19 protein-coding genes are annotated in these 17854 nt (G+C 68.3%); 12 read left to right on the top strand and 7 right to left on the bottom strand.

Going from position 1 to position 17854, the window contains the following annotated elements; translation table 11 throughout:
* Positions 1-136 precede the first annotated feature (136 nt).
* Positions 137-1924 carry an acyl-CoA dehydrogenase C-terminal domain-containing protein gene (locus tag LOK46_RS29825; protein WP_273561884.1) on the top strand — a complete coding sequence of 596 codons (1788 nt, stop codon included), beginning with the start codon at positions 137-139 and terminating at the stop codon, positions 1922-1924.
* A gap of 145 nt (positions 1925-2069) precedes the next feature.
* Here the strand turns inward: LOK46_RS29825 and LOK46_RS29820 are convergent, their stop codons facing one another.
* From LOK46_RS29820 to LOK46_RS29810, 3 genes are all read right to left on the bottom strand, one after another.
* Positions 2070-3350 carry an O-acetylhomoserine aminocarboxypropyltransferase gene (locus LOK46_RS29820; protein ID WP_273561883.1) on the bottom strand — a complete coding sequence of 427 codons (1281 nt, stop codon included), beginning with the start codon at positions 3348-3350 and terminating at the stop codon, positions 2070-2072.
* Between the two features lie 101 nt (positions 3351-3451).
* Positions 3452-3667: a hypothetical protein gene (locus tag LOK46_RS29815; protein ID WP_273561882.1), complete on the bottom strand. Its 216-nt coding sequence runs from the start codon at positions 3665-3667 to the stop codon at positions 3452-3454.
* Positions 3668-3701: 34 nt separating this feature from the next.
* Entirely contained in the window at positions 3702-3944 is a 243-nt protein-coding gene (locus LOK46_RS29810) for a hypothetical protein (protein ID WP_273561881.1), read from the bottom strand.
* Between the two features lie 190 nt (positions 3945-4134).
* On the opposite strand from LOK46_RS29810, the gene LOK46_RS29805 reads away from it, so the two are divergent.
* From LOK46_RS29805 to LOK46_RS29795, 3 genes are all read left to right on the top strand, one after another.
* Positions 4135-4335, top strand: a complete 201-nt coding sequence (locus LOK46_RS29805) for a hypothetical protein (RefSeq protein ID WP_273561880.1) — start codon at positions 4135-4137, stop codon at positions 4333-4335.
* Positions 4336-4631: 296 nt separating this feature from the next.
* On the top strand, positions 4632-6470 hold the full coding sequence (locus tag LOK46_RS29800; RefSeq protein ID WP_273561879.1) for an ATP-binding protein: 1839 nt from the start codon (positions 4632-4634) through the stop codon (positions 6468-6470).
* Positions 6467-8140 (top strand): putative bifunctional diguanylate cyclase/phosphodiesterase, encoded by a 1674-nt coding sequence (locus LOK46_RS29795; RefSeq protein WP_273561878.1) that lies wholly within the window; start codon positions 6467-6469, stop codon positions 8138-8140. The genes LOK46_RS29800 and LOK46_RS29795 overlap by 4 nt, the downstream gene beginning before the upstream one ends.
* 31 nt (positions 8141-8171) lie before the next feature.
* Here LOK46_RS29795 and LOK46_RS29790 read toward each other — a convergent pair whose 3' ends face one another.
* Positions 8172-8456: a hypothetical protein gene (locus LOK46_RS29790; RefSeq protein ID WP_273561877.1), complete on the bottom strand. Its 285-nt coding sequence runs from the start codon at positions 8454-8456 to the stop codon at positions 8172-8174.
* Between the two features lie 257 nt (positions 8457-8713).
* A complete protein-coding gene (locus tag LOK46_RS29785) occupies positions 8714-10036 on the bottom strand; it encodes a reverse transcriptase domain-containing protein (RefSeq protein WP_273561876.1) in 1323 nt (440 codons plus the stop codon).
* Between the two features lie 262 nt (positions 10037-10298).
* Between LOK46_RS29785 and LOK46_RS29780 the strand changes: the two genes are divergently transcribed.
* The 6 genes from LOK46_RS29780 (at position 10299) to LOK46_RS29755 (ending at position 12938) form a co-directional block, all read left to right on the top strand.
* Positions 10299-10520, top strand: a complete 222-nt coding sequence (locus tag LOK46_RS29780) for a hypothetical protein (protein WP_273561875.1) — start codon at positions 10299-10301, stop codon at positions 10518-10520.
* 2 nt (positions 10521-10522) lie between these two features.
* Positions 10523-10711 carry a hypothetical protein gene (locus LOK46_RS29775; protein WP_273561874.1) on the top strand — a complete coding sequence of 63 codons (189 nt, stop codon included), beginning with the start codon at positions 10523-10525 and terminating at the stop codon, positions 10709-10711.
* Between the two features lie 109 nt (positions 10712-10820).
* On the top strand, positions 10821-11597 hold the full coding sequence (locus LOK46_RS29770; RefSeq protein WP_273561873.1) for a hypothetical protein: 777 nt from the start codon (positions 10821-10823) through the stop codon (positions 11595-11597).
* Between the two features lie 10 nt (positions 11598-11607).
* Positions 11608-12012 (top strand): hypothetical protein, encoded by a 405-nt coding sequence (locus LOK46_RS29765; RefSeq protein WP_273561872.1) that lies wholly within the window; start codon positions 11608-11610, stop codon positions 12010-12012.
* Positions 12009-12317 carry a hypothetical protein gene (locus LOK46_RS29760; RefSeq protein WP_273561871.1) on the top strand — a complete coding sequence of 103 codons (309 nt, stop codon included), beginning with the start codon at positions 12009-12011 and terminating at the stop codon, positions 12315-12317. Before LOK46_RS29765 ends, LOK46_RS29760 begins: the two co-directional genes overlap by 4 nt.
* 117 nt (positions 12318-12434) lie before the next feature.
* The gene (locus tag LOK46_RS29755; RefSeq protein WP_273561870.1) at positions 12435-12938 is read left to right on the top strand and encodes a hypothetical protein; all 504 of its coding nucleotides are present in this window, start codon (positions 12435-12437) and stop codon (positions 12936-12938) included.
* Between the two features lie 15 nt (positions 12939-12953).
* On the opposite strand, the gene LOK46_RS29750 is transcribed toward LOK46_RS29755, so the two are convergent.
* Positions 12954-13373, bottom strand: coding sequence for a hypothetical protein (locus tag LOK46_RS29750; protein WP_273561869.1), 420 nt, complete (start codon positions 13371-13373; stop codon positions 12954-12956).
* A 414-nt stretch (positions 13374-13787) separates the two neighbouring features.
* Between LOK46_RS29750 and LOK46_RS29745 the strand changes: the two genes are divergently transcribed.
* Positions 13788-14459: a hypothetical protein gene (locus LOK46_RS29745; RefSeq protein ID WP_273561868.1), complete on the top strand. Its 672-nt coding sequence runs from the start codon at positions 13788-13790 to the stop codon at positions 14457-14459.
* Here the strand turns inward: LOK46_RS29745 and LOK46_RS29740 are convergent.
* A protein-coding gene (locus LOK46_RS29740) for an IS630 family transposase (RefSeq protein WP_273560449.1) occupies positions 14452-15412 on the bottom strand; the annotation gives its coding sequence in 2 pieces (ribosomal slippage) (positions 14452-15073 and positions 15072-15412; 963 coding nt in all). The genes LOK46_RS29745 and LOK46_RS29740 overlap by 8 nt on opposite strands.
* A gap of 68 nt (positions 15413-15480) precedes the next feature.
* On the opposite strand from LOK46_RS29740, the gene LOK46_RS29735 reads away from it, so the two are divergent.
* Complete coding sequence (locus tag LOK46_RS29735; protein WP_273561867.1) at positions 15481-17229, top strand: hypothetical protein; 1749 nt, start codon at positions 15481-15483, stop codon at positions 17227-17229.
* Positions 17230-17854 lie beyond the last annotated feature (625 nt).

Raw genomic sequence — 17854 nt, 5'->3', positions numbered from 1 at the left:
ACCCGCGGCGAGGAACGGGCGCGCGTGTCGCGCGATCGGCGGGCGGAGCCGTTGCTCCGGGGGCAGCGTGGCGTTTACATGCGGCCAACGCGGCGGGCCGTTCCGAGAGGCCCGCACCAGACGGGGGAAGCCAGAGATGCCGCAGTATCGCGCTCCGGTCGAGGATACGCTGTTCTTGCTCACCGATGTCCTCGGCTTCCATGCCCGGGACAACCTGGCGGGCTTCGCCGACGCCTCGCCCGACGTGGTCGAGGCCGTCCTGCGCGAGGGCGCGAAGCTCGCCGAGGAGGTGCTCGCCCCGCTCAACCGCGCGGGCGACGTCGAGGGCTGCCGCCGCGAGGCCGACGGCACGGTGCGCACGCCGACCGGCTTCAAGGCCGCCTACGACACCTACGCCAGCGGCGGCTGGATGGGCCTGTCGGTGCCCGAGGCCTACGGCGGCCAGGGCCTGCCCCACACCCTCAACACGGCGATCCAGGAATTCGCCTCGGGCGCGAACCTCGCCTTCGGCATGTATCCCGGCCTGACGCAGGGCGCGATGGCGGCCCTGCTGGTCCACGGCTCGGAGGAGCAGAAGGCGCTGTACCTGCCCAAGATGGTCGAGGGCGCCTGGACCGGCACCATGAACCTGACCGAGCCGCATTGCGGCACGGATCTCGGCCTGCTCAAGACCAAGGCCGTGCCGAACGGCGACGGCTCCTACAGCATCACCGGGACCAAGATCTTCATCTCGGCCGGCGAGCACGACCTCGCCGAGAACATCGTGCACCTCGTCATCGCCCGGATCGAGGGCGCGCCCGACGGCACCAAGGGCATCTCGCTCTTCGTCGTGCCGAAATTCCTGGTGAATGCCGACGGATCCCTCGGTGCGCGCAACGGCGTGTCCTGCGGCTCCCTCGAGCACAAGATGGGCATTCACGGCAACGCCACCTGCGTGATGAACTACGACGGGGCGACCGGCTGGCTGGTCGGCCAGGAGAATCGCGGCCTCAACGCCATGTTCGTGATGATGAACGAGGCGCGGCTCGCCGTGGGCGTCCAGGGCCTCGGCCAGTCCGAGGTCGCCTACCAGAACGCCGCCGCCTACGCGAAGGACCGGCTGCAGGGCCGGGCTCTGACCGGCGCCAAGGCGCCCGAGAAGGCCGCCGACCCGATCATCGTCCATCCGGACGTGCGCCGCACGCTGATGCAGATCCGCGCCTTCAACGAGGCGGCCCGCGCGCTCATGCTCTGGACCGCGCTCCAGGCCGACATCCTACACCGCTCCGAGGACGCCACGGAGCGGCAGGCCGCCGACGACCACCTCGGCCTGATGACCCCGGTGGTGAAGGGCGTGCTCACCGACCGCGGCTTCGCCAACGCGGTCGAGGCGCAGCAACTCCTCGGCGGCCACGGCTACATCGAGGAATGGGGCATGTCGCAGTTCGTGCGCGACGCCCGCATCGCCATGATCTACGAGGGCGCCAACGGCATCCAGGCCATGGATCTGATCGGCCGCAAGCTGCCGAAGGACGGCGGCCGGGCGATGATGGCCTTCCTGGGCGAGGTCCAGACCTTCCTGAAGGACCACGGCGAGGATCCCGCCATGGCGCCGTTCACCAAGCCGCTCCAGGCCGGGCTGAACGACCTCCAGGGCGCCGTGATGTGGCTGATGCAGAACGCGTTCAGCAAGCCCGACAATGCCGGGGCCGGCGCCACCGACTTCATGCACCTCTTCGGCCTCGTGGCCCTCGGCTACATGTGGGCGCGGATCGCCAAGGCCGCCCAGGCCAAGCACGCCGAGGCCCCTTCCCCGCGCTGGGAGTCGAAGCTGACGAGCGGCCGGTTCTTCATGGAGCGGATGCTGCCGGAGACCGCCCTGCGCCTCAGCCGGATCAAGGCCGGTGCGGACAGCACGATGGCCCTGGAGGCCGAGGCCTTCTGAGCGTCCCACCGGCCGTCGCGCCTCACGCGACGGCCGGCACCGCCACGTCAGCCTCGTTCGGGCGTCACCGCCATCGCGCGCGCTGCCCGGGTCGCCTCACGGCGATCCCGGGGATGGCGCGGCCGGTTCGTCCGGCGTCGGCGCGTCAGCCCGCGAGCGCCGAGTCGAGGTCGTCGATCAGGTCGGCCGGATCCTCCAGCCCGATCGACAGCCGCACCACGTCGGGTCCCGCGCCCGCGGCGGTCTTCTGCGCGTCGGTGAGCTGGCGGTGGGTCGTCGAGGCCGGGTGGATGATCAGCGAGCGGGTGTCGCCGATATTGGCGAGGTGCGAGAACAGCTGCAGGCTCGACACGAGCTTGACGCCCGCGTCGTAGCCGCCCTTCAGCCCGAAGGTGAAGACGGCGCCCGCGCCGTTCGGCGTGTAGCGCCGGGCGAGCTGATGGTAGCGGTCGGTCTCCAGGCCGGGATAGCTCACCCACGACACGGCCGGATGCGTCGACAGGTGCTTGGCCACCGTCAGCGCGTTGTCGGAGTGGCGCTGCATGCGCAGCGGCAGCGTCTCGATGCCGTTCAGGATCAGGAAGGCGTTGAACGGCGACAGCGCCGGCCCGAGGTCGCGCAGGCCCAGCACCCGGCAGGCGATGGCGAAGCCGAAATTGCCGAAGGTCTCGGCCAGCACCATGCCGGAATATTCCGGCCGCGGCTGGCTCATCATCGGGTAGCGCGCGTCGCCGGCCCACTGGAACGAGCCGCCGTCGACGATCAGGCCGCCGATCGAGTTGCCGTGGCCGCCGAGGAACTTGGTGGCCGAGTGCACCACGATGTCGGCGCCGTGCTCGAAGGGCCGGATCAGGTACGGCGTCGCCATGGTGTTGTCGACGACGAGCGGGATGTTGTGCTTCTTGGCGATCTGCGACAGCGCCGCCAGGTCGGTGATGACGCCGCCGGGGTTGGCGATCGATTCGCAGAAGATCGCCTTGGTGCGCGGCGTGATCGCCGCCTCGAAGGAGGCGGGGTCGTCGTTGTCGGCCCAGGCCACCGACCAGCCGAAGTTCTTGTACGAGTGGTTGAACTGATTGATCGAGCCGCCGTAGAGCTTGTTCGAGGCCACGAACTCGTCGCCCGGCTGCATCAGCGCGTGCATGGTCAGGAACTCGGCCGCGTGGCCGGAGGCGACCGCCAGGGCAGCGGTCCCGCCCTCCAGCGCGGCGATGCGCTCCTCCAGCACGGCGTTCGTCGGATTGGTGATCCGCGTGTAGATGTTGCCGAAGGCCTGGAGCCCGAACAGCGACGCGGCGTGGTCGACGTCGTCGAACACGAAGCTGGTGGTCTGGTAGATCGGCGTCGCCCGCGCGCCGGTGGCCGCGTCGGGGGCGGCGCCCGCGTGGATCGCCAGCGTGTTGAAGCCGGGCAGGCGGTCGGACATCGTTGGGTCTCCTCAGAGCACCCGAGCCTGTACGCTCGCCCGGGAGTGCGGCGCAAGACTCGGCCGCGAACACTCGCCCGCGACCGCGCGCGCCGCAATCCCTAGGCGTCCGGCCGATGGCCGATGTCGATATGCGGCTGACCCGCATCGACCAGGGCGCGGTCCACGGCCTCGATGGCGAGCAGGGTCCGGGTCAGGTCCTCGGCCATGGAGATCGGCGCCACGTCGAGGCCGCTCAGGCGCCGCGCGATGGCGTTCCGCTGGCGGGCCAGGGCGGCGCGCGCCCGGTTCAGATCCTCGATCTCGTCGGCAGTCATCCGCGCTCCTTCTCGTCGGGGTTCGGTGCCGCGCTCAGGCGCCCGGCGTCCAGTCGATGTTCGGCCGCTGGGCCAGCATGCGCTCGAAGTAGTTGGCGACGGCCTGCGCCCCGTCCGTGTGCATCATCGCGACGGGATGCGCGAGATAGGCGCGGGCGAGATCGAGGGGGATCCGGCCACCCTGGAGCGCGCTCAGCACCTCGTCGATGAAGGCGTCGTTGGCCTCGTTGAAGTCGCTCGACAGCTTCTTGCGGTCGTTGAGGGCCTTGATCGGCATGCAGCATCCTTGTCGCTCGGCGCCGGGTCGCGCCCGGCGGGAAGGCTCGGCCCGAACCGGACCGCGGCGGGGAAGGTTCCGGCCATAGAGCCAGACGAACGGGACCAATTCGCGTGCGCGGCCACACCGCTCGGTAACCCTCCACACATGAGCCGTGGAGCGGAGTCCCGCACTCAGGCGTTTACTGGTCATGACGACCGAAATCACGCGCTCTCACACCGTCGAGATCGTCCCGTGCGTGGACGATCCCCGCTGTTTCCGCTGGGTCATCCGCAGGCGCGGCGGCGCGGTGGTGGAACATTCGCCCTACGCCTTCGTCACGCAGAACGGCGCCCGGATATCCGGTGAGTGCTGGATGCGCGAGCATTTCGGCGACGGCCAACCCACCTAGGCATCAGACCGGCCGGGCCATAGGCCACAGCCCGGTCGGGGACGCACAGCCCATCGCTCGGATCAGTTCGCGAGGCTTCCGCAGGCGCCTCGCGCGGCGTGCTCCTCGTCATGCCGCCCGTCGCGTTTCGACCCGGACGGCAATCGTCGCATCGGTCGCAAAATACAACCTTGCCGACGCTGAAGATCCGTAAGGCATCGGTTAAGCATTGTTTCGCCGCGCGCATTTCTTTGTCAGAACTTTAATCACGGCCACTCAGTATCGCGCCGATTCTGTTTCGGACCAGGGTGCGGACGATGTTGAGCGGCGACGGAACGGTCCGGCACGACGATGCCGCGTCGCACATGGGCGCCGTGACGTCCATCGAGGGATCGAAGGTCCATCTGGAACTCGTCGTGCAGGACGGGCGGCCCAGGGTGCGGGTCACCGTCGGCAATCTGGTCCGGGTCCGGGCCGGGGACGCAACCCTCATCGGCATCGTCACCACGCTGTCCTCGGGCAGCGAGCGCGGGCACCGGCCAGGCGCCTACGCGAGCCTCGACCTGCTCGGCGAGATCGTCGCGGGACACGACGCGCGCCGCTTCAGCCGCGGCGTGACCTGCTACCCCGCGATCGGCGACACCGTCGAACTCCTGTCTGCCGCCGACCTGCGGATCGTCCACCAGGTGTCGGCGACGAACACCGCGGCCGTCGGCGCGCTCTATCAGGACCCCGACACGCCGGCCTGCATCAAGATCGACGACCTGCTCTCCAAGCACTTCGCGGTGCTCGGCGCGACCGGCGTCGGCAAGTCCAGCGGCGTCACCGTCATCCTGGACGAGGTGATGCGGGCCAGGCCGGCCGTGCGCGTCTTCCTGCTCGACGTGCACAATGAGTACGCCGCCAGCTTCGGCGACCGCGCGAGCGTCATCAGCCCGCGGGCCCTCAAGCTGCCGTTCTGGCTGTTCAACCTCGAGGAGATCGCCGACGTCATCTACGGCGGACGTCCGGCCGTGGACGAGGAGATCGAGATCCTCGCCGAGGTGATCCCCCACGCGAAGAGCAAGTACGGGCAGTACAAGGAGGCGGGCGACCGCCAGATCGTCAAGCGGCCGTTCGGCAAGGGCGCCGGCTACACGGTCGACACGCCGGTCCCCTACATGCTGCAGGACCTGCTCGCGCTCATCGACGAGCGGATGGGGCGGCTCGAGAACCGCGTCTCGCGGATGCACTATCACCGGCTGATCACCCGGATCGAGGCGATCCGGAACGATCCGCGGCACGGCTTCATGTTCGACAACGCCAATGTCGGCGGCGACATGATGGGCGAGATCCTGGCGCACCTGTTCCGGCTCGATCCCGACGGGCGGCCGATGACGATCATGCAGCTCGCCGGCCTGCCGATGGAGGTCGTGGACGCCGTCGTGTGCGTCCTGTGCCGCCTCGCCTTCGAGTTCGGCATCTGGAGCGAGGGCGCAGTCCCGCTGCTGTTCGTCTGCGAGGAGGCCCACCGCTTCGCCTCGGCCGACCGCTCGGTCGGCTTCACGCCGACGCGTCGCGCCCTAGCGCGGATCGCCCGCGAGGGCCGCAAGCACGGCGTCCATCTCGGCCTCGTCACCCAGCGCCCGGCCGAGCTCGACGCGACGATCATGTCCCAGTGCAGCACCCTGTTCGCCATGCGGATGACCAACGCGCGCGACCAAGCTTTCCTGGCCGCGGCTGTGTCGGACGCCACCAACCTGCTCACCTTCGTGCCGTCTCTGGGCACCGGCGAGGTCATCGCGTTCGGCGAGGGCGTCCCGATCCCGGCCCGGATGACATTCCGGCCGCTGCCGTCGGCGCGGCACCCGCGCAACGACGCGAGCGGCCGCGCCGCCGAGGACGGCGCGGCCGTCGCCGGCGCGGCCTTCGTCGGCGCCGTCGTCGAGCGCTGGCGCGGCGCGACCATGAACAAGGTCCCCGGACACGATGCGGATCCGGGCGCTGCGGCACGCCTCGGGCGCGAGACCGGCCCGGACAGCCCGCACGGCGCCGCCCTGGAGCAGGTGCATCGCCGGCTGCTCCGCCGTCCCCTCGAGGCCGGCGATCAGGCCCAGACCGGTGACCGGACTGGCGTCCAGCCTGCCAAGTCCCTTTGGCAGCAGGGCGGGGCATGAGCGAGTTCGCTGTACCGGAGCGTCAAACCCTGCTCGAGGCCGCCATCCAGGCGCTTCCGGTCGGCGTCGTGGTCCGTGACGACCAGGGTCACTGCGTCCTGGCCAACGCCGCCGCGCGCGCCCTCGGGGACAAGGCCGTCCAGGCGCTGCCCGCCACGACGGGCGGCGGCCGGGACACCGCGACCGTCGAGGCCGTCGACGACCGGATGTTCGAGGTGCAGACGCGGCCGGTCGCCGAGGGCCCGGACGCCTTCACGCTCACGACCCTGACCGACGTCACGCACCATCACCGGATCCAGCGGGAGCTGATCACCAAGGCCTTCATCGACGCCCTGACCGGCCTGCCCAATAGGACGATGTTCGAGCAGAGCATCGCGGACGTGCTGGCGGGATCGATGCCGGGGGACCGCTTTGCCCTGGCCTTCATCGATCTCGACAACTTCAAGCACATCAACGACTACTACAGCCACGCCGCCGGCGACGCCCTGCTGCGCAAGGTGTCAGACCGGATCGGCGGCTCGCTGCGCCCGAGCGACCTCCTCGCCCGGATCGGCGGCGACGAGTTCGTGCTCCTGCTCGCCCCGATCACCGACCGGAACGAGGCGCTGGCCGCGGTGCGCGCCATCTCGGAGCGCCTGAAGCAGCCGTTCTTCATCGACGGGCACGAGATCTTCGCCTCCGCCTCCATCGGCCTCAGCCTCTTCCCGGAGCACGGCGACAGCTACGAGGCCCTGGCCCGGCAGGCCGACAACGCGATGTACCGGGTGAAGGGCGAGCTGAAGGGCGGCGTCAGCATCTTCGACGACGCGATGAGCCAGGCCGCCACGGCCCGCATGGCCGTGGAGCAGCGCCTCCGGCTGGCGATCCGCGACCGCTCCTTCTGCTGCGCCTTCCAGCCGAAGGTCGACATGCGCTCCCACGCGGTCACGGGCGTCGAGGTGCTGCTGCGCTGGCGCGACGAGCTCGGCATGATCCAGGCCCCCGGCGACTTCATCGCCCTCGCCATCGAGCTGGGGCTGATCAACGAGATCACCCTCCAGCTCCTGTCCGAGACCGTGCAGGCCATGCCCGACATCGACGAGGTGTTCGGACCCGACGTCACCGTGAGCCTCAACATCGCCGCCAAGCAGGCCTGCGACGTGCCGTTCATGACCGCCTTCTGCGCGACTCTGGGCGAGACCGGCCTCGCGGAGCGCTTCGTGCTCGAACTGACCGAGGAGGCCTTCTTCACGACGGGCCGCTTCCAGCGCGAGGTTCTGCCGAAGATCCGGGCGATCGGCGCGCGGGTCTCGATCGACGATTTCGGCGTCGGCTACTCGTCCCTCGCGGCCCTGGCGGACATCACCGCGGACGAGCTCAAGATCGACCGCTCGTTCATCACCGACATCGACAAGCGGCCGCGCAGCCAGATCGTCCTGAAGGCGATCGAGTCGCTCGGCGCGGCGCTCGGCATGACGGTCGTCGCCGAGGGCGTCGAGACCTTCGAGGAGGTCGCCTACCTGCTCGGCGCGACGCAGATCCGCTGCGCCCAGGGCTACTACTTCGCCCGCCCGCTCCTGCTCGACCAGATCCGGCAGGCCGAGCCGCCGCGCATGTCCGGGTCGCGCGTCCCCGCCACGCGCAGCCGCGCCTCGGACCTGCGCGCGCCCGGCCTGATGCGGCGCGCCTGACTTCCCGCCCGGCTTCGCCACGGGCGGCGTGCTACGCGGCCAGCAGCGGCCGCCATACGCCCGCCGCGTCGGCGGCCATGGCGCAGATCACCGCCTCGTCGGCCGAGCGGCGCACCTCGACCACGTGCGGCACCCCGGGGACGAGGGGCGCCTCGACGCCGAGGTCGAAGCCGTGCCGACCGTCGCCCACGCCCGCCGCCGCGATGTCGGCGCGGTACTCCGCCGCCACCGTCACCGCCACGATCGTGCCGTCGACCACGATGTCCAGGCACACGGGGGCGTCGGGCTGCGCGGCGTCGTGGACCCAGCCGGCCACGCGCAGCGCGCCGTCCGCGCGGAGGGCGCAGCGATCCAGCCATGCCCGGACGGCGCAGGTTTCCGGGGCGTGAGCGGCGCGGGATCGCCCGCAAGGTTCCGGCAGCCGCGAAGGTCCCGCCCGGAGGCGGCGGAAGGGGTGGGACAATCGTCCCCGGTGCCGCGCACCTATAAAATCAATAGCTTAGAGGGGATAGCTACTCCCGCGGTGTAGCACTAAGGTGTAGCAGCCGGCAAGCCGATCTGGGCCGTTTGGGATCAGCCGTGTGCATGTATTAAGCCTGGCTTGTGGAGAGCCCGATGGTGATAGTTCGCCTGTGCGAGCAAGGTCCGGCCTCGCAGCTTGTGCACCAAGGCGTAGCTCAAGACGCTGTTCGCCCATTGCACGGCTTTCGTCAGAGGGCGACCGCCCTTGCTCAGGCCCATAGCGGCGCCCCAACTCCGCATCCGCCTCCTGATCTCCTTCGCGGACGTGCTACCTTTGAGCTTTGTAGAGATCCAGTGAAGGCGCTTCAGTCTCGCCGCAGGCGCTACTTCGGCTCGGATGCGCCGATTACGAGCGATGAAGCGTGTGCTCAAGAAGTCGAACCCCAGTTTGATTGACCGTGCAGGCTTGCGATGCAAATTAAAGGGTCCGAGCTGGCTGCCTGAAAACGCGCCCGCAAGGTTCTCTGCCGCATCCTCTACATCCGCCTTGGTGCGGCCAAGGACGGCGATGTTGTCGGCGAACACGACAAGTTGCACATCGGGCCAATCAGCCCCTTGTGTCGCTTGATCGAGTACGTTCGACATCACCGCCTCTGCCACTAGCGGGGAGAGTGCGGAGCCTTGCGGGATACCGGCCCGGACCTCATTGCGAAGTTTGCATAGGTCGTTATGGGGGATGTCCCTCTTGGTCTTCATGAAGGAGGCCCTGACCCTGCTTGAGAGTGCATTGGCTTCCGTCATCCCCTTGGGGAGGTCCCCAAGAAGCTCGGTTACGCCTTCTGAATTGATCGAGGCGTAGAAACTGCGCACGTCTATTTCCTCGAACCACGCGTAGCCTTGAGCCGCGAGTTCGACGATCCGGTGACATGCTGCCGGTTGGCCGCCATCGCTGGCGTATTGGTCCGGTCTGATCTTTATGAAGGGTTTGGCCGCTCGTTTCAGCACGAGTTGGGCTGTCCGGCCGCGAAGATCGAAGTTCACGACTGGGCGATAGCCCTTCTTCTTCGGTTCGGCCCGGAAGGTGGCGGTGCCTTGTGTCTGCCGAAGATCCATATCGGCTGCGATCTCGTGCAGCTCTGCCCTCTTGGCTCGCTGGCCTGCCGGTAACCTCCTGTTGGCGTCCGATGCCGCCACCAGCTTCGCGTCGAAGGATTTGCAGTACATCCGGCCTAGCCGCTTCGCCTGCCGGTGCTTCCCTTCGGCTTCAAGCCGGGTGATCTGCTCCCGCAGTTTCCGCTCATGCCGCTTTGCCGCCTTGCCCCGCTTGCGCTGGGACGGCGTTTGGATGCGCACAACTGGCGTCACCGGGCTTTTCGCCAGTGAAACCGGTTGCACTAGGGGGCTGGATGGCCCGGAGAGGTCTTTTCCAAGCATCTCGACGCACGATCATTGACGCGCGTCGCCGCCACACCCTATAGTCTGGGCGCAGCTGCACAAACGCGGCTTGCGATGAAGAGCGCCATTCGATCCGGCAAGACACGATTGCGCTCAAAACTCCAAAAGACCTCCAGGTTTGCGCCTGGTGGTCTTTTTTATTTCCCACAAGCCGCAATTAGTCAACAGGCTACGTTGACTTTGTCGCTCCATCTAACTAAGTTGAGCATATTAGTGAAGTTTTTCGACAACGGAGATCGTGATGGCAGTGCGCACGTTGAGCTTTGCAGTCAACGACAGCTTTGTTGCGGAGCTGGATCAAGCGGTCACGCGCCATCGTCGCGCTAACGCGGACCGGAACTGCTCCAGAGCGACTTTCATCCGCGAAGCTGTCGCACGCGCCGTAGCCGAGATCGGAGGCGAGCCAATGCCGCAGGTCCGTGAACGCCGCCGCGAGGCTGTCCGCTCCAGCGCGGCGGCCTGACCATGTCGCGGACCATCGCATTCCCGGTCCCGGCCGGCGTCGTGGAAGGTCTGGACTACGCCCTCGCGGAGCGGCGCAAGTTGGACCCCGCCACCCCCTCGCGGAACCTGTTCCTCGCCCAACTGGTTGCGGACGCCGTGGCCGCCGAGATCCGCAATCTCAAAGACAGGACCGGCCGCAAGCAACCCTGATCACCTACCCGCCGCGCGCCGTCCCCCTCCGGATGCGCGGCCCGACCCAACCACCATCCGAGCCCGCATTCCGCGGAGCCCGTCCAAGAGCACAGAGGGGATCACGATCATGAACCTATCCGGCTTCTACTCGCGCGAGGGCTCAGTCGGCCTTGGCAGCACGCTCTTCAAGGACGTGCGCCCGGTCGCCGAGACGGTGTCCAAGAGCCTTCCGGCCACCCCAGTGAAACCGGTTGCACCGGCCTTTGGCGACCTGACCGCTGTCCTCAAGGCCATGCAGGACGGCTTCAAGAACCTCGCCGCGGCGATTGCCCCGCCCGTGAAGAAGGCGGCACCGACCCCCGCACTGCGGCTCGTAGTGGCCCAGGTGACCGCACCCGTCACGACGAACACGGCATTGGTGACGGCCGAGAAGCGGGCTCGGCGTGCGGAGATCGCCGCGGAGGAGGCCCAGAAGGCGCCCCAGCGTGCCACCAAGGTGCTGTCGGTGTCCGGGAACGCGCCGTCCCTGCCGCTGGAGACCGAGGCCCAGCGTCGGCGGTCGCAGCAGGATGCCGTGGCGGCCCAGCGTTCGGTGGAGAATGCCGCTGCCGATCGCGTTCTCGTATCGAAGGGCGGCGCGAAGGTGCTGGCCCTGAAGGCGCTAGACCCGAGCCTGTCCGCCAATGCCTTGGTGGTCCTGGCCTATATCCTCCGGAAGTGGAACGAAGCGGACCGGCGTCCGGTGCGGGTCCGCGCCTCTGACGCAAGCGACGCCACGGGTCTGACCACCGTGGAAGCTCAAGCGGCTCTGGACGAACTCGAAGCGGCGCGGGCCACGATCGTCGCCATCAACTCAGTCGGGACGCGGCTGGTCATGCCGAGCCACGCGGCGGCAGGCGAGTAAGGGGGAGACCATGACCGCGTTGACCTTCGATGATGCGACGGAGGCGCTACGGCGCCTCCACCTGGAGGGTGATGCTCTCGCGGACATCGCCCACGCTGCCGGCCGTTCCACTCGGAACTATGCCGCTGATCTACTCGCCCATCTCACCGAGGTGCGCGCGACCGTGGAGGCGGCGGCCCGCGGCGGCGGACAGACGCTTCGCATCGGTGCTCGGGAGAGCATGGCCGAGCGCTACGTGCTGCTGCCCGGCGGCGCCATCCTCACGCGGCCTGCTCCGTCCGAGCTGGCGGAGGTGTCGGCATTGCCTGCGGAGCCCCTGCCGCCGCGCATGCTCCGTGCCGATGCCACCGGCCAGCTCGACGCGACCGACTTGCGCCCGGGCGAAGCGTTCGTGCCCGCGGAGGAACTGCCATGATCGTCCCGCCCACCCAGCAGGACGCGGCCAACGACTACCGGCTGTCCGCCGGCCTCCTGAAGGCTCACGTCCTGGACGGGGTGCCGATCGAGCGGCTTGCGGCCGACTACGGCTACACAGCCACCCGGCTCCGCACCAAGCTTCTGGATCACGTGGCGGCCTGCTTCGTGGCGATCCAGGGGCCGATCGAAGAGCCGGAGGCCACCCCCGTGGCACCCGCGCCTCCCGCGGTACGCGTTCGGGAGCGGATTGCACCCCCCGCCCCGGCGGAGCGTCCCCGCATTCGGGCAGTGCGTCGCGCCTGATCCTCACCTCCGGCCCCACGCCGGCATCACTTTAGACGGAGGCAATCCGCGCCGCGGGCAGTCCTCTCCCACCTGCTAGCGCCGAGATCCCAAGTGGAGCGGCGCGGGAGAACCGCCATGCCCGTCACCAACCCCCGCTTCCACATCGAGCATCAAACCGCGCCGAACTGGCCTTCCGAGGTGGTCACGCATGACGAATGCGAGCGCCACCTTCGGAAGCTTTCGCGGATGGCTTGTGGATGCATGAAGTACGGCTCGTGGACCGTACGGCCGAAGGCCACGATCTACACCGCGAGCGGCCTGTCCACCGAAACGAACATCGCCCGCCTGTTCCTCACTATGAGCGCGGATCAGCCCCTTCAGGCGACCGATTTCGCGACCCATCAGTGCGATGATCCGACCTGTGCGCACCCGGACCACCTCCTAGTCGGTACGCATCAGACGAACGTGCGGGACAAGTTCCGGCCGGGCCGGAGCATCCTGGAGCGGAAGCCCGAGCGGTTCTACGATCGCCTACTTCTGGAGATCCCAGAGCCGGCCGACCTCGCTCCAGTGATCAGCACGCCGCGCATCAGAGTGGTCGCGGCAACCTGTCCGCCTGCGCCTGCCATGGTCGCCTGATCACACAGCAAACGGTCAGTACAGCCGCGTAGAGCTTCGCCAACTTTCCGCGTTCTTAAAGGTGCGAAAGACCTTCTGACGCTCCGCCTGTACTGCCCGACACGCTCGTACCTTCCGAAAAAAACGCGCCTTTCGCGAAAGGTGCCGCACCACATCATCAACAAGCAGGGGAATGACATGTCGAGCCGCGGCGCCAACGTCACCGTCACGATCGGGGCCGCATTCGCGGGTTCGTTCAAGAGCGTCCTCAAGGAGGCCGATCGGGAGCTGAAGGCGTTCGGCAAACGGGCCAGCAAGAGCATGCGGGCCGCGGATCGAGCTGCCGGGAAGCTCGGGAAGTCCGTCGTTGGGATCGAGCGGGCCGCGGCCGGTGCTCACAAGGCGGTCGGTGGCACCGTCAGAGAGTTGCACGCCCTGAAGGGTGGGGCCGCCCATGCCGCAACCGCCGCCCGCGAGATGCGCACGCTAGCCCAGGAGACCCGGTCCGCCACGAAGGCCACTCGGGCGCAAACCGCGGCGACGGTCCGGGGTGTCCGTGCCCAGGCGAGGGCCCAGGCGCGTGCCGCCCGCTCAGTGAAACCGGTTGCACTGGCGGCCCCTGGAGCTGTCGTGAGCCGCGGCATGCCCACGGTTGGATCGAGGCGGCCCCGATCCGGCGTGCCCGCGGTTGCCCGTGGAGGCCAGCCGCCCGCCCCTCGCCCGCCCCGTGGTGGTGCTGGAGCCCGTGGCGGTAGCGGTGCTGCCCGGCGTGCTGCCGGTGGTGGGCATGGTGGCGGCCGTCGCGGTGGCGGTCATGGCGGGAGCAACAATCATGACGCGGCGGCCATCGTCGGGGGCGTCGGCGCGGCCGTGTCCGGTCACACGATCTGGGACGCGGTGAAGAGCGGCGGCGACATCAACGATATGCAGGTGCTGCTGAAGCTCCAGGGGCGCACCGCGGCCGAGATCGCCCAGACCACCAAGGACGCCCAGAAGATTGCGGCCGAGAACCCCGCCATCTCGCTCCTGGAGGCGTTTAAGACGATCGTCGACGTGGCCGACACCGGGGACCGCGACATGCGGAAGGCCGCCCGGCTCGCCCCCGTGATCGCCAACTCGGCCAAGATGGTCTCCCTGGTGTCCGATGACGCCATGAAGGGGCACCTGGGCGAGGGTCAGTCCCGCTACCTGGGCCGCGCGATCGAGGATCTGGGCAAGGGCACGAAGTCCGAGGGCGAGATCAAGGAGTTCGTGGACACGGTGACGGCCGGGACGATCGCCACCCGGGGCATCTTCAACCCCAAGGAGCTGTTCCAGACCATCCAGAAGTCCGGCGGCACCGCCCGCGGCTGGAGCAACGACTTCATCGGCACGGTCCTGCCCGCCATCACCATGGCCCTGGGCGGCTCCGGGGCCGGCGACGCCATGTACATGTTCGGCAAGGGCTTCACGAAGGGACAAGTCCAGCTCTCTTCCGCGAAGGCGATGATGGACCTGGGCCTGATCAACCAGCGCGACCTAGAGCCGTTCCCGGTCAGGTAGCGACAGCCAAGTCGTCCTCGTAGCCAGCTGCGGCGAGGTAGTTGCGGCACTCCTGCGGAGTGAAGCGCGTGAAGGCCTGGCGGATCGCCGGCCAGAGATCCGGGATCGTGCGAGCGGCCGCGCTGCGCAACAGCGCCTTCAGCTTTGCGAAGGCCTGCTCAATCGGGTTGAAATCAGGGCTGTATGACGGGAGGTAGAGCAGCCGCGCTCCTGCGGCCTCGATCGCCTCACGCACGCCAGCGACCTTGTGGGCTGGCAGGTTGTCCATGACGACGATGTCGCCCGGGTGCAGCACCGGGATCAGGGTCTCGGTGACGTAGCTGCAGAAGCGCCTGCCGTTCGTAGGACCGTCCAGCAGCGCGGTCGCGCACAGCCCGCTGGTGCGCAGGGCAGCGGTGACGGTAGTGGTTTTGTAGTGACCCTGCGGGGCTGCGAGCCGGCAGCGCTCGCCGCGTGGTGCCCAACCATAGCGCCGCGCCATGTTGGTGGCCGCCGCCGTCTCGTCCAGGAACACCAGCCGGTCCGGGTCGAGCTCGGGCTGTGCCTCGAACCACGCCTCGCGGGCCGCTCTTACGTCGGCACGCTCCTGCTCAGCTGCGTACGTCGCCCCTTTTCCAGCTGATCCCGTGGCGGGCAAAGAAGCGCGACAGGCCGCTCGTGCTGGTCTGGACGCCCTGCTCAGCCAACCGGTCGCGCAGCTCGCGTAAGAAGAGGCGAGGCTCCTGCTCGGAAGTCATCAGGATCAGCCCAGCATGCGCCTCGATGCGCTTCGAGGTGTGATCACCGCCCATCGGCTTGGGCGCGACATGGCCCTCTTGGTGTGAGCGCTGCGACCAGCGGCTGGCGCTCGAGACACTGACCCCAAAGCGAGCCGCGGCTCGGTGGCACGAGGCACCTGCCGCCACGGCAGCCACGACACGCTCGCGTAAGTCGACGGACAGAGGTGAAGGCATCAGCATGCTCCTTCACCCGTCAACCCGCCACCCGCTAATCCGTCGCAATCAGCCCGGGACCGGCTCTAATGTACGACGGCAAGAAGTACCTGGGCGTCCGCCCGGACAGCATGCCGGGCGCCGAGCTGCTGCGGTCCAACCCCTACGACTGGTTCAAGGCGACCGTGATCCCGGCGGCGCTCAAGAAGGCCGGCATCAACGACGTGGGCGCGGAGCGGACCCGCTTCAACAAGGCCCACGAGAACGACGCTGAGCTGTCCGGGCTGTCGGCCGACGACAAGAAGGTCCGGCTGAATGATCGCTTCCGGGAGCACATCGACAACGTGCTCCAGAAGTCGTCGGACACCTTCGCCAAGGCGAAGAACTTCAGCAAGATGATCGCTGACTTCATCGCGCAGCAGGAGCAGATTGACCATCAGCGCGACTTGATCCGGAAGCAACCCAAGAACGCGACCGAGATCATGATGGGCGAGAATTTCACCGCCCAGGTCGAGAAGGTGACCAGCTCGTTCCATACCCTGATGAGCGCTCTGGGCGCCCCGGAGGTGGGCTTGGCGATCACCGCCATGAACTCGATCGCCGGCACCATGTCGTCCCTGGCGACCGCGGCCAACGCCAACCCGGAGACGGTCAAGAGCGTGATGGCGGCCTTCGCGGCGGTCACCGCGGGCTTTGCCGCGTCGGGTATCGTGGGCCTTGCCAGCACCGTGGCGCTGTCCGCCGGCCTTCCCGGCGTCGTCATCGGCGGCATCGCGGCTGCCCTTGCCGCCTGGGCCGCGCTGGACTGGGACAGCTTCGCGGAGGCCGGTAACACCGCCTTGTCCGCGATCGAGGCCGTGGGCTCCGCCTTGAAGGCGGTCAACTCGGCCCTTGGGCTCGATGAGGACGGCAACGGTACGAACGCCGTGGGCCGGATGGTCTCCCGCTTCCTGGGGAATAACGTCGAGAGCCTGTCCCAGGCCGAGCGGAACCGCATGGGGGATGAGCGGGACCGGGCTAAGGCCGCCTATGACGCTACGGAGGGCGCCAACGCGGGCTTCCGGGGATCGAGGCGTGCCGCGGCGAAGGCCGAGCTGGACGCGAAGCAAGCCGCCCTGGACGAGCTGGACGCCCGCCGGGAGCGGTATGCCCGTCGCAACCAGACCCCCGGAGCTGCCACCGTCGCCACGAAGTCCGATCCTCAGACCGTGATCGGCACCGCGGACGCCATGTCGGGGAAGAGCGCGGCCACGAAGGCGGCGGAGGCTGCCGCGATCAAGGACACCCAGGACGCGGCGGCGGCCCATGCCCTCCACGCGGACGAAGCGGCCACGAAGGCGATCGAGGCGTTCAAGGGGAAGCCGCAGGGGCCCGGCACGCCTCCGCGCTCGATCCGTCGCCCGAAGGCGGGTGACCCCTACTCGCCCAGCTCGCCCCCGGTGTCGGCTGAGAACGTAGCGCCCGTCCCCGGGTCTACCTTCTCGCAGCCGCGGCCGGGCTCGCAGGGTGCGCCCGTGGTGCCCGGAGCTACGGTCGCGCCCGGTAATCAGGGCCCGATCAAGGTGGAGCAGCCATTGAAGCTGGTCACCCCCGTGCTGATCACGGCGCAAGGGGTGATTGCCGTCAAGGATGACACGCTCAACGGGACGATGTCGGGACTGATGGGAACACTGAACTCGATCGCGGCGTCCTCCGCCGGCACCCAAGCCAACACGGCGGCAATCGCGGCGTCCTGTGCTGCCATTGCTGCGAAGGACTTCTCCCCCCGGATCACCGTTCAGGGTGGTGGAGCAGGGCCTGCCGGGGCATCGCGGGAGCGCTCCAGCTTCAGCGATTGAGGTGTGCGCTAGCGCATTCTTATTTGCGCCATTGTGTTGTGAGGTTATGGGCAGATCGAGCGTCACCCCGCAGGCAAGTTCTCGCCTGCGGGATGCGCCCGGTTCCGGGAGGGATCGTGGTTTTGCCCGCAAGACGAGCCACGCCCTACCCGGCCTCTGCTGCTAGCTCAGGTGGCTCAGCAGCAGCATTCCGTACCCGACCGCCGCACCAGCGTGCGAAGCGGCCAGCAGTACATACACTGCCGTCATAGCCCTCACCTCCTCTCCGCCAGTCCGCCTTGTCTAGGTGACGCTGGCTAAGAGTAGGCAGCACGCACATTGCGTCGGCAATACGATCCAGCATGACCTAACTCAGGAACTTGGTCCGATAATCCGCGGATCATGGTGCGTTGACGCACCCGACGGTCCACAGGGCACCTGACACGATGGACCCCGGAGAGGGTCAGCAAGGGCTGTAGAGCTTGCGCACGCGGCTGATGGGCCCGAAACAGCTCTGGGAGGCTGCCCGGAGCCACCTACGCGTGATCGAGGGTGGCGGCCGGTTCACCGAAGGCGTCGGGCAGGACCGCACCTACAGCGGTTCGTAGGTCTCGCGGTACATCATTATCCTGATGCCGCGGCGGTT

The organism is Methylobacterium sp. NMS14P, assembly GCF_028583545.1.
Classification (GTDB): domain Bacteria; phylum Pseudomonadota; class Alphaproteobacteria; order Rhizobiales; family Beijerinckiaceae; genus Methylobacterium.
Note: the sequence above shows the minus strand (reverse complement) of the source record. Positions and strands in the feature narration are given on the sequence as shown.